Annotated in this window: 12 protein-coding genes and 1 riboswitch; of the genes, 6 read left to right on the top strand and 6 right to left on the bottom strand. The window is 66.8% G+C overall.

The window, feature by feature from the left end; genetic code table 11:
* Positions 1–56: 56 nt before the first annotated feature.
* A complete protein-coding gene (locus J2X42_RS17765) occupies positions 57–1,061 on the bottom strand; it encodes an EamA family transporter (protein WP_310167159.1) in 1,005 nt (334 codons plus the stop codon).
* A 72-nt stretch (positions 1,062–1,133) separates the two neighbouring features.
* Here J2X42_RS17765 and J2X42_RS17760 point away from each other — a divergent pair, with 72 nt between their 5' ends.
* Positions 1,134–2,042 (top strand): LysR family transcriptional regulator, encoded by a 909-nt coding sequence (locus J2X42_RS17760; protein WP_310167158.1) that lies wholly within the window; start codon positions 1,134–1,136, stop codon positions 2,040–2,042.
* Here the strand turns inward: J2X42_RS17760 and J2X42_RS17755 are convergent.
* Both J2X42_RS17755 and J2X42_RS17750 read right to left on the bottom strand, forming a co-directional pair.
* Positions 2,020–2,547, bottom strand: coding sequence for a histidine phosphatase family protein (locus J2X42_RS17755; RefSeq protein WP_310167157.1), 528 nt, complete (start codon positions 2,545–2,547; stop codon positions 2,020–2,022). The genes J2X42_RS17760 and J2X42_RS17755 overlap by 23 nt on opposite strands.
* A 306-nt stretch (positions 2,548–2,853) precedes the next feature.
* Positions 2,854–3,720, bottom strand: coding sequence for a winged helix-turn-helix domain-containing protein (locus J2X42_RS17750; protein WP_131133562.1), 867 nt, complete (start codon positions 3,718–3,720; stop codon positions 2,854–2,856).
* A 661-nt stretch (positions 3,721–4,381) separates the two neighbouring features.
* Here J2X42_RS17750 and J2X42_RS17745 point away from each other — a divergent pair.
* From J2X42_RS17745 to J2X42_RS17725, 5 genes are all read left to right on the top strand, one after another.
* On the top strand, positions 4,382–5,122 hold the full coding sequence (locus J2X42_RS17745; protein ID WP_131133561.1) for a response regulator transcription factor: 741 nt from the start codon (positions 4,382–4,384) through the stop codon (positions 5,120–5,122).
* Between the two features lie 3 nt (positions 5,123–5,125).
* A complete protein-coding gene (locus J2X42_RS17740) occupies positions 5,126–6,628 on the top strand; it encodes a HAMP domain-containing sensor histidine kinase (protein WP_310167156.1) in 1,503 nt (500 codons plus the stop codon).
* Positions 6,629–6,751: 123 nt separating this feature from the next.
* Positions 6,752–6,910, top strand: a riboswitch (cyclic di-AMP (ydaO/yuaA leader).
* A 5-nt stretch (positions 6,911–6,915) separates the two neighbouring features.
* A complete protein-coding gene (locus tag J2X42_RS17735; RefSeq protein ID WP_310167155.1) occupies positions 6,916–7,638 on the top strand; it encodes a hypothetical protein in 723 nt (240 codons plus the stop codon).
* Positions 7,639–7,785: 147 nt separating this feature from the next.
* Positions 7,786–8,697: a glycosyltransferase gene (locus J2X42_RS17730; RefSeq protein ID WP_310167154.1), complete on the top strand. Its 912-nt coding sequence runs from the start codon at positions 7,786–7,788 to the stop codon at positions 8,695–8,697.
* Complete coding sequence (locus tag J2X42_RS17725; RefSeq protein WP_310167153.1) at positions 8,648–9,091, top strand: YdeI/OmpD-associated family protein; 444 nt, start codon at positions 8,648–8,650, stop codon at positions 9,089–9,091. Before J2X42_RS17730 ends, J2X42_RS17725 begins: the two co-directional genes overlap by 50 nt.
* On the opposite strand, the gene J2X42_RS17720 is transcribed toward J2X42_RS17725, so the two are convergent.
* From J2X42_RS17720 to upp, 3 genes are all read right to left on the bottom strand, one after another.
* Entirely contained in the window at positions 9,072–9,752 is a 681-nt protein-coding gene (locus J2X42_RS17720; protein WP_310167151.1) for an HAD-IA family hydrolase, read from the bottom strand. The genes J2X42_RS17725 and J2X42_RS17720 overlap by 20 nt on opposite strands.
* Positions 9,753–9,767: 15 nt before the next feature.
* Complete coding sequence (locus J2X42_RS17715) at positions 9,768–10,154, bottom strand: VOC family protein (protein WP_310167150.1); 387 nt, start codon at positions 10,152–10,154, stop codon at positions 9,768–9,770.
* Positions 10,155–10,289: 135 nt separating this feature from the next.
* Positions 10,290–10,925 (bottom strand): uracil phosphoribosyltransferase, encoded by a 636-nt coding sequence (gene upp, locus J2X42_RS17710; protein ID WP_310167149.1) that lies wholly within the window; start codon positions 10,923–10,925, stop codon positions 10,290–10,292.
* Between the last annotated feature and the right edge of the window lie 38 nt (positions 10,926–10,963).

Raw genomic sequence — 10,963 nt, 5'->3', positions numbered from 1 at the left:
CGCGCTGCTGCGCAACGCACTGCCGCCCAGCGAACATCTGCCGCGCGGGCTTCCGGTCAGGGCGCATCCGGTTCCCGCGCACCCGCCCGGCTGCCTGCTGCTGCAGCCAAGCGGCCGCCGTCGTCCGAGTCCCCGGTCCGCAAACCGGCACCCAAACCGGGCACCAGGACAGCTTCCCGGCGCTGACGCGGCGCGGCCCTGACGGTGAGAACCGCCGTCGCCACCCCGCCGAGGAGAAGGAGTCCGCCGGCCAGCTCGGCAGGGGTTGGCACTTCCCCGAGCGCCAGCCAGGCAGCACTCATCCCCACGACGGGCACCAGCAGGGTGAACGGAACCACGGCAGACGACGGGTAACTGGCCAGCAGCCGGTTCCAGATTCCGTACCCCACCAGCGACGCGAAGATGGCGGTGTACAGCGCGCTGAGGATCGTGGCAGGCTGCAGGTCGGCCAGCGTGCCAAGCACGGCGTCCGGACCGTCTACCAGCAACGACAGGGCGGCAAGGGGCAATGGCACGACGGCGCCGGACCAGACCACCAGCCCCAGCCCTGAGGCGGCTTTGGCCTGGCGGGCGATGACATTGCCGGCGGCCCAGGACAGCGCAGCGCCGAGAACGATGATGAGCGGCAGCAGCGGGGCCACGGCGCTGCGGCCCACGGCCACCACCGCCAGTCCCGCGACGCCTAGGACGACGCCGGCCAGCTGGCGGCGGCTGGGCCGCTCCCCCAGGAACCCGGCGGCCAGGAGCACGGTGAGCAGCACCTGCGCCTGCAGCACCAGGGAAGCGAGTCCCGCCGGCATGCCGAGCGCCATGGCCAGGTAGAGGAGCCCGAACTGGCCTGCGCTCATAAAGAGACCGACGCCGATGATCGCCTTCCAGCTGATGTCCGGTTTCCGGATGAAGAAAATCCAGGGAAACACCACCAGGACGAACCGTATGGCCACAAACAGCAGCGGGGGAACCTCGCGGCCGTTGGCATGCAGGCCGAAGTCGATGGCTACGAAGTTCAGGCCCCAAAGGACGGCGACCAGGGCGGCGAGGAGGGAGTGGCGGAGGTTCACGGTCCCACTCTGGCAGACGTGCCAATGAAGCACCAGCGTTGAATTCAACGCATCATCATATACATTTGCTTCATGATTGAAATCGGTTCGCTCCGGGCCCTCGCGGCCATCGAGCAGCACGGGTCCGTCATCGCAGCGTCCGAGATCATGGGCTTCAGCCCTTCCGCCGTCTCGCAGCAGATCAAGAAGCTGGAAAAGCAGACCGGTTTCGCGGTCCTGGAACGCCGCGGCCGCGGAGTGCTTCTGACTGAGCGGGGGCTGACCCTGGCCGCCTACGGCCGGCGCATCCTGTCGGAGCTTGAGGAACTGGAGTCCACCCTGTTGGCGGATCCGGCCAAACCGACCGGGCACCTGAAGGTTGTTTCCTTTTCCACGGCCTGCCGGGGCCTCGTGGGGCCGCTGCTCGGCCGGCTGGCTTCATCCGGCGCGGACCTGGAGGTCAGCGTCCTGGCCGAGGATCCGCGGGAAGCCGTGGCACGCGTGGCGAACGGTGAAGCGGACCTGGGGGTGGTGCACAACTGGAACTCCGTCCCGCTGGTGATTCCGGAGCATATGACGCTCGAGTGGCTGTGCGAGGACATGGCGGACCTGCTGGTACACCGCAGCCACCCCTTGGCTGGACGCGGCAAGGTGGAACCGGCGGACCTGGTGGATGAGCGGTGGATCAGCACCCCGCACGGGGCCATCTGCAACGAGGCTTTGCTGCGGATTTTCGCCGACCTTGGCCGGGTGCCGGACATCCGCGTCTACGATCCCGACTTCGCAACCCATATTGCCCTGGTGGAGCAGGGAGCCGTGGTGGCGCTGGTTCCCCGGCTCGGCCGGCCCGCACTGCCCCCGGACGTAATCACCGTGCCCCTGGTCAACCCCGCACAGGTCAGGCAGGTGGGGATGGTTTACCGCCGGACCATGACGGCGAGCCCGGGCATCCAATACGTGGCCGGGCTGCTGCGTGAGGTCAGTGCGCGCGCGGAACCTTGAACTTGGTGATCCGGGCGTCCTGCCCGTCGAGTTCGGCCCAGGATTTTTCGGTTTCCAGGACCGTGAGCGCGCTGGTGGGATACCTGGTGGCGGCGTCCATGTAGGCATCGTGGTCGGAGTCCCGCGAGGCGAGGTGCATGGCAAGGTCCTGGACCCCGGGCATGTGCGAGATGAGCATCAGCGTGGTGACGGTGTCCGGCACATGGTTGACCACTGTGAGCATGCGCAGCGCAGAGGCGGCATACAGGCCGTCCTCGAGCTTCGGCGTCGGCGCCTTGTCCCCCAGTTCTGAGCACACCCACGTGCACGTCTGGCGCGTCCTGAGGGCGCTGGAACAGAGGATGAAGTCGGGGACGATGCCGTGCTTGAGCAGCCACCTCCCCGCCAGGGGCGCCTCGCGGTGCCCTCGCTCTTCCAGCGGCCGTTCGTGATCCGCGACCCCGCCCGGCCAGTCGGCCTTGGAATGGCGCATAATCACCAGGCGTTTGATGTGGTGGTCACTCATGCCCCCAAGCCTAGCGCCCACACACGCCCGCAGCGCCGCCGTCGGACAGCAGCGCACGCGTCACGCAGAGCACGGTTCAGGCCGCACGAAAGACCCGGACACCCGGAACGGCAGGCCCGGCCGAGGACAGGGAAGCCCAAAGCGTGCTCCCCTTGACACCGAAGGCGTCCCGATCCGCCGCGGAGGCCAATACTCACAGACTCCGGACGCACGAAAGCGGCATTTCGCGTAGTGCCGCATCGCCGACTGAGGAACGAAGGAGGTGTCTAAGGCACGGCGAAATGCCGCTTTCGTGCGCGGTAAAGACTAGATCGAGTATTCCGGAGCGGCCCAGACAACAACTTCCGGGTGCTCGTAGAAGCGGTAGCCCTGGCCGCGGACGGTGCGCACGGTGTTGGCGAGGCGTCCCAGCTTGGAGCGGAGGCGGCGGATGTGGACGTCGATGGTCCGCTCGTTGGGAACTTCCTCGGCGTTGCGCCAGAGGCCCTCGAGCAGTTCGTCACGGCCCACGGTGCGGGTTCCGTTCTCGACGAGGTAGTTCAGGAGCTCGAACTCCTTGAAGGTCAGGTTCAGGGATTCGCCGTCCAGGTGGACTTCGCGCCGGGCGAGGTCGATCAGGACGCCGGACGGGCGCGGATCCTGGGCCTGCTGCTGGCGTGCGGTTTCGGTGCGCTGGCGTGCATTCACCGTGGGGTCACCGAAAGTGGAACGGACGACGTCGAGCGCGGAACCGGGGGTGCTGGCCGGTGCGACGGCCACGGCCGCGTAGCTTTCGGCGCCGGTCACCAGGGACTGGGCGTAAGCGCGGATTTCCTGGGCGAGCTTGGCGATGGAGGTCCCGGCCGCAGCTGCGGTTTCCTCATCGATGCCCATGTAGAGGACGAAGCCGCGGGCAACGTTGTCATTGGCCACCGGGCGGACGGTGTTCGGGCCCGCCACTACCGGTGTGGGCGCGGTGACAGGCGCCGCGTCGGCGGGCTGGACAGCGCGGAGCTGGCCGTAGGAGTTGGGGTTGTAGCCCTGCGGCGCGTAGCCGGGGGCAGGGAAGCTGGTGCCGGGTGCGGCAGGAGCGAACGCCGGGCGGGCGCCGAACCCCTGGCGGAGGCCGGAGGGCTGGGCGGCCTTGCTGGCGTTTCGGACAGAGATGTGGACGTATCCGGATGCAACTGACATGGATTGCTTACCTCAATGTGAATGGCCGTCATCGCGGCTCGAATGCTTGGTTTCCCCGCAATGAGATCTGGGGAGGGGCGCCCGACGCTGGGCTGGGGGGCGAATGCCTAGGAACTTCGTGGGGTAATGAAGGTCAGGCGTGCATTCGACAACAGCGCATGTCGGCAGCAGCGGGTGTGCTGGGCCAATATTCTGCGGCTGCAGGTGCTGTTGAGTTCTTGTTCACAATTGAAGTGTGCAACGTAACAATGACAACTTGCAAGTAACAATGGGCGCATCGTTCCGCATAGTGAGACGAATTCTGAGAATGTGGTTCAGATCACGATTCTGGGACATCAATAAAATAACAGGTGTTTTCTAGAACGATTGGTTGGAAAACCTCTTTTCCCGAATAATCTTCGCCGAAGACTCCGAATACGCCATCTGGATTCACCAGCGGTGGAATTGCTGAAACACGTCCCCTGGTTTGGCGTCATGTCCAGCTCCTCCGCCATCCGGACAAAAAATTTTCCCGCCGATCTGTCGCCGGAAGGGCCGCAACCCCTCACAGAGGTGCAGGCAGAACGCCGTTGCGGACCTTCCAGCTCGCTAGGCTGGGATTCACAGCCCGCGCACAGGAAGCCCATAGCGCGGGCTAACCGACAGATCGGAGAGTTGTCCCATGGCCACTTCGCACTCCATGACCAACAACCTTCCCCAGCTCACCCACCCGGACGGTTCCCCCATCCGCGCCCTGGTGGTCGACGACGAGCCCAGCCTTTCCGAACTGATGAGCATGGGGCTTCGCATGGCCGGCTGGTCGGTAGCCGTTGCCGCGGACGGCCCGGAGGCGGTGAAACTCGCCAAGGAGTTCCGCCCTGACGTCCTGGTCCTTGACGTGATGCTTCCCGGGTTCGACGGCGTTGAGCTGCTGACCAGGATCCGTGCGTTCGCGCCGGAGGTACCTGCGCTCTTCCTGACTGCCAAGGACGCTGTCCAGGACCGGATCGTAGGCCTGGCCGCCGGCGGCGACGACTACGTCACCAAACCCTTCAGCATGGAGGAGGTCCTGCTCCGGCTGCACCGGCTGGTCCAGCGCTCCGGCGTGGCGGCGATGGACACCGCGGAACTGGTGGTGGGCGACCTCGTCCTCAACATCGACACCCGCGAAGTGACCAGGGCAGGCGACCAGCTCCAGCTGACCGCCACCCAGTTCGAGCTGCTCCGGTACCTCATGGAGAACCCCAAGCGGGTCATCAGCAAGGCGCAGATCCTGGACCGGGTCTGGGACTACGACTTCGGCGGGCAAGCCAACATCGTGGAACTGTACATCTCCTACCTCCGCAAGAAGGTCGATGCCGTGCATCCGCCCATGATCCACACCGTGCGCGGCGCCGGATACGTCATCAAGCCGGCGGACTAGGCCGTGTCCCTTTCCGGTGTTGCGCGCACACACGGCCGGAGCTGGCTCAAGCCGTCCACGTGGCACCTGCGCACCCGCCTCGTCCTGGTGGCCATGGCCCTGCTGGTGGCCATCTGCGGAGCGGTGGGCCTGTTCAGCTACGCGTCCATGGATTCGTTCCTGACCCGCCAGCTCGACGAACAGCTCAGCCAGGCCGCCTCCCGTTCCAACGACCCCGGCCGCCCGCCGCTGGGTGGCTTCAACGGCCGGCCTGACCCGCTCGATTCCCGCGGCCAGAGCGTGGGCACTCTCAACGCCCGGATCCTGGACAGCCAGGTCAACAGTGCCGGGTTCCTGGCCTCCGACACCACCCGCTCCCCCCTGTCCGCCCAGGACAAGGAGATCCTGCTTGCGCTCCAGAAGGACTCCATCCCGGTGGACAGGACACTCTCCAACGGCGATTACCGGCTGGTGGCGGTGCAGACCAACTACGGCGATGTCCTGGTGACCGGGCTTCCGCTCGCCGGGAAGGAAAGCACGCTCACCTCCCTGGTGTGGACGTTTGTGTTTGTTTCCCTCGGCGGGCTGGTGCTGATCGGCCTGGCCGGGACCATCCTGATCCGGCGCACCATGCAGCCGCTGGAGCAGCTGTCCGAAGTCGCTACGCGCGTTTCGCGGCTCCCACTGGACGCCGGTGAGGTGGCACTCGCGGTGCGCGTCCCGCCGTCGAACTCCAACCCCGGGACCGAGGTGGGCAGCGTGGGGCACGCGCTGAACCTCATGCTGGACAACGTGGCCAGCGCGCTGCAGGCGAGGCAGCGGAGCGAGACCAAGGTGCGGCAGTTCGTTGCCGATGCATCGCACGAGCTGCGCACCCCGCTGACGGCGATCCGCGGCTACACCGAGCTGATGCGGATGACCGAGAATTTCACCCCGGATGGGCGGAAGTCGCTGGCCCGGGTTCAAAGCCAGTCCGAGCGGATGACCACCCTGGTGGAGGACCTGCTCCTGCTTGCCCGGCTGGATGAGGGCCAGCCGCTGAAACTCAGCGAAGTGGACCTCACGCAACTGGTGGTCGAGACGGTCAGCGACGAGAAAGTCATCGCACCGGACCACAACTGGCACCTGGAACTTCCGGACGAGCCACTGGCGGTCAACGGCGACGCCTCCCAGCTGCGCCAGGTACTGGTCAACCTGCTCTCCAACGCCCGCAAGCACACGGCTCCCGGCACTACGGTGACCACGGCCGTGATGAGGTCGGCTGACGGCAGTGCCGTGGTGTCTGTGACGGACGACGGCGGGGGGATCCCGGCCGAATTCGTGGACCATGTTTTCGCCCGGTTTGCCCGCGCAGACGCCGCGCGCACGGGCGCGGCACCGTCTGCCGGAGCCGCGGCGTCGGAAGGCACCAGCGGCCTGGGCCTGTCCATTGTCCAGTCCATCGTGGAAGCCCACGGCGGGAGCGTGGAGGTGACGTCCCGGCCCGGCCGGACCGAGTTCGCGCTGCGCCTTCCAGTGGTTGCGTGATCAATGCAAGGCAACGCACCGGCGTCGTGATCTCTGTTACCAAAATGTGACTTAAGCTCCAACCTCCTGTACCGTCGATTGGGTGCGGTTCCCTTTTGGTCCGCATGTCCGGAGGACGCCAAGCTCTGCCGCTTCCCGGATTCCGCTTGACCAGGCAGAGGCGGGGGACCCAGAGTCCCGGGCATTTGATGCCCTTGGGGTGAAGCCAGCACGTGATGTTTCCGTGTGGCCGGATGCCCTCATCCGAACCCGACAGCTAACTCCGCAGGTGTGAGAGGCGATCCATCATGTCTGAATTTAAGGTAGAAACACGCCCGCAGAGCGGGTCCATCAAACCTCACGGCCGCCGCAGGCTCCCGGAAGCGGAAGCACCGGCACCTGCAACGGCCACGTCCCGGCTGGCTAAAATTCCGTCTTTGGGCCGCCGTGCAGCCATGTTCACCGCTGCCTGTGCCCTGCTTATCGGCGTGGGTGCCGCGGGCCAGGCCTCCGAGTCCAGCCTTCCGGTAGCCGCGAGCGAAACCCAGCCGTCGCCCGCAGCATCAGCTGCCGCCGACATCCAGTCCAAACTGAGCTTCGAAAAGGCCGAAATCCAGGCGCAGCCCGCCCCGGCGCCCGCACCGGCTGAGATCAGTGTTGCCCCGCAGGCCGCCGAGCCGGCACCTGCTCCCGAGCCGGCGCCTGCCCCCGTGGTGGCCGTCAATGATCCGGCCGGAGCCCAGGCATACGCTGCCGGCCAGCTCGCCAGCTATGGCTGGTCCGCTGACCAGATGCAGTGCCTGCAGACGCTGTGGACCAAGGAATCCGACTGGACCACCACGGCCACCAATGCGAGCAGCGGTGCCTACGGCATCGTCCAGTCGCTGCCCGCCGAGAAGATGGCGAGCGCCGGTGCGGACTACCTCACCAACTACCGCACGCAGATCAACTGGGGCCTGAACTACATCCAGGAGCGCTACCAGTCACCGTGCGGTGCCCTGAACTTCCACTTGTCGCACAACTGGTACTAAGCCGGCCTCTCCGGCTTCCGGCCAAAGCACGCAGCAGGCCCTGAATCCCCCCGGTTCAGGGCCTGCTGCTTTTGGCGTCGCCGCCTCCACAGCAGCTTCACAGCCATGGCCTAAAGCCTTCACAACACCGAACGCCATCCTTGATGCATGACACCTATTGGCCAGGCACACCGCGCACCGCAGCGGACCGGACCCTTGCCCGCGACGCCGGCAGCCGACTCCCGCTGCCACCCTGTTGAGATCCTGCCCGGAGTCCCTGTCCTAGAGGTGGCTGTCCCTGTCCATAACGCGGAACAGAGCCTCGAGGCCGCGCTCCGGCGCCTCCACCGGCATCTCGGCAGCGCCTTCCCGCATTCGTTCCGGATCACGGTCGCTGACAACGCCAGCACGGACGGGACCTTGAGGATCGCCGAACGGATAGCCCGGGATCTGCGCGACGTGACCGTTGTCCGGCTGGGCGAGGCAGGGCGTGGAAATGCCCTGCGCACTGTCTGGCTCGCGTCGCCGTCGCCGGTTCTGGCGTATCTTGACCTGGACCTCGAGCCATCGGCGCTGGACCCGCTGCTGGCTCCCCTGCTCACGGGACAGGCAGATGTGGCGACCGGCGCCCGCAGGGGCAATCCGGCGTCGGGCCCACTGCGGCGCGGGTTCCTCCCCCGGTGCCTCAGCCTGGTGCTCCGGTCCGTGTCCGGCGCACGGTTCAGTGATCCGCAATGCGGCGCAAAGGCCATCCGGTCCGAAGCCGCCCGGCGCCTCCTCCCCCACACCGCCAACAGATCCTGGTTCTTCGACACCGAACTGCTGGTCCTGGCCAACACCTGCGGCTTGCGCGTACTCGAAGTGCCCGTGGAATGGACCGACGCGTCGGATTCCAACGTCGACTACAGCCGGACTGCCCTTGCCTATCTCCGCGACGCTGGACGGCTCCGGCGAGACCTGCGGTCCGGCCGGATCCCGGTGCCCGCGGTCCGGGCTTCCCTGGCCTGCGGCTCCGGGCCATACTTGGGCCATGAAATTCACCACCACCATCCTGGGCAGCGGCAACAAGGCAGGCATTGAGGTTCCGGAAGAGGTTGTCGCCGCCCTCGGCGCGGGCAAGCGTCCGCCCGTCGTGGTGACCATCAACGGCAAGAGCTACCGGAGCAGCATCGCGGTGATGGGCGGGCAGAACATGGTCGGCGTGAGCACCGCCAACCGGGAGTTCACGGGCGTTGCGGCCGGGGACACCGTCGAGGTGGACGTGGAACTGGATACGCAGCCTCGGATCATCGAGGTACCGGATGACCTGGCAGCAGCGCTGGCCGCGGAACCTCACGCCCAGGCGTTCTATGCCACGCTGAACTACAGCGCGCAGCGCCGGTACGTGGAGCCGCTCGGGGACGCCAAGACGGCGGAAACCCGGGCCAGGCGGATCGCGAAAGTGGTCGCCGACCTCAAAGCCGGAAAGAAATGACCTGCTTGCCCGCCGTGTCCGTTTCCATGGCGGCTGTGACCGCCCTGTAGTCCGGGATATGGAGGACGCCGTCCGGCAGCGGGCCCGTGTTGGGACCGACGGCCACGGTCCGGATGCCCGCGGCCACCCCTGCCGCGATTCCGGCCGGCGCATCCTCGAACACAACGGCGTCCTGCGGCTCCACGCCGAGCAGGCCGGCTGCCGTCAGATAGCCTTCCGGGTGGGGCTTGCCCCGGGTAACCATCTCCGCCGTTACGGCGGCGGCCGGCATGGCAAGCCCCGCAGCGTCCATGCGGATATCAGCCAGGATCCGGTCCGCTGAGGTCACCAGTGCCACGGCCTCGGCCGGAAGGCTCCGGAGTAGTGCGGCGGCCCCGGGCAATGCAACGATGCCGGTGGTCCGCACCCGCTCCATGGCGCCGAGTTCCTCTGTGAGCGCGACGACGTCGGCCCCGGCCGGAGCGAACCGGCGCACGGTGTCGGCTGCCTGGATGCCGTGGGACGTGCGGAGGATTTCGGCAATGTCCAAGCCGTAGCGGCCGGCGAACTCGCCCCAGACCTGCTCCACCACCGCCGTCGAGTCCACCAGGGTGCCGTCCATGTCAAAAAGGACGGCGCGGCATATGAGCGTGCGTGTGGCAGCAGGCGCGGGGAGGTTCATGCTCCCCATTTTGCCCTAGGTGGTGACCTGGGCGTCGCGTCCCGGGATGTACTGCACGGCCCACTTGTTCCCGTCGGGGTCGGCAAAGTAGACAAAGTGTCCCCAGTCCTGAATATCGATGTCGCTCACCTCCACGCCGTTGCCCTTGAGGTGGTCGTGGGCGGCCTGGATGTCGCTGACCACCATCTGCAGGCTCGGGGCCGTGCCGGGAGGGGCGTCATTGAGGCCCTCGCCGATGCAGATGGAACAGGCCGAGCCGGGCGGCGTCAGCTGGACGAAGCGGATGCCGTCCATGGGCCGCTCGTCGAAATCCGGGTTGAACCCCACCTTGTTGACATAAAAGTCCTTGGCGCGGTCGACGTCGGATACAGGCACAAAAACGAGTTCAAGTTTCCAGTCCATCCGCACAGGCTAACGGGACGGCGGTGAATCCGGAACCCCCCGAAATTCGCGGCGCCCCGGGCGCCGTCCTGCGGACGGTCCCGGGCTGGTCCTGGGTGCGGACTGGTCCTGCGGGCGGGCCCGGGCTCGGCCCGGCTAGCCCGCGATCCCGTACAGGCGGTCGCCGGCGTCGCCCAGGCCGGGGACGATGTAGGACTTCTCGTTGAGCTTTTCGTCGATGGACGCCAGGACGATCGTCACGTTGGCGTCTGCGAGTTCCTCTTCCAGCTTGGCCAGCCCTTCGGGGGCGGCCAGGAGGCAGATGCAGGTGACGTCGGATGCGCCGCGTTTGAACAGGAACTTGATGGCCTCACGCAGCGTGCCGCCGGTGGCCAGCATGGGGTCCAGCACAAAAATCTGCCGGTCTGTGAGGTCGTCGGGGAGCCGCTCGGCGTAGGTGATGATGTCCAGGGTTTCCTCGTCCCGGGCCATGCCCAGGAAGCCAACCTCGGCGGTGGGGACCAGCTTGGTCATGCCTTCCAGCATTCCCAGGCCAGCGCGCAGGATGGGGACCACCAGGGGTGTGGGCTTGGTGAAGGCCGTGCCCACCGTGGTGCTCACCGGCGTCTCGATGGTGACAGGCTGGGTGCGGACCTCGCGCGTGGCCTCGTAGGCAAGGAGCGTCACCAGCTCTTCCGTCAGCTGCCGGAAGACCGGGGACGGGGTGTTTTTGTCCCGGAGGACGGTGAGCTTATGGGCGACCAGCGGGTGGTCCACAACGAGAGTGCGCATGGGTCAAAACTACCATCCGGGCTCGGCGGGCCGGGCCC

Origin of the sequence: Arthrobacter sp. BE255 (genome assembly GCF_031457335.1) — a bacterium.
GTDB lineage: Bacteria > Actinomycetota > Actinomycetes > Actinomycetales > Micrococcaceae > Arthrobacter.
The sequence above is the reverse complement of the archived record's forward strand: the minus strand, read 5'-3'. Positions and strand labels throughout refer to the sequence as shown.